General features: G+C 55.5%; 1 protein-coding gene. It reads right to left on the reverse strand.

The window, feature by feature from the left end; genetic code table 11:
* Positions 1–247 (reverse strand): hypothetical protein (locus KFE26_RS24480; protein WP_212601937.1); only part of this gene is annotated, 247 nt, incomplete at both ends.

The raw sequence follows: 247 nt of genomic DNA on the forward strand, positions 1-247 counted from the left end.
TAACCTTGTGCGCCATTCGCCTCCGCCACTGTTGCAGGCATCTCGTCCGTAGATATGTCATCAGCCTGTGGCGTTGTTGCGGTTTGATGCGTGTTGGTGGTCTGCCCCGCGACAGACGGGCGATCTGCTGTTCCTACACTCGCCGTCGTACCCGCTATTGCTACAGGGACATCAATTTGAGCCCCATCATTACCCACATCCGCAACGGATGACGTGGCATCTGCTACTGTTCCAAGATTACGTCTTG

The organism is Shewanella sp. M16 (genome assembly GCF_018224605.1).
GTDB classification, from domain to species: domain Bacteria; phylum Pseudomonadota; class Gammaproteobacteria; order Enterobacterales; family Shewanellaceae; genus Shewanella; species Shewanella oncorhynchi.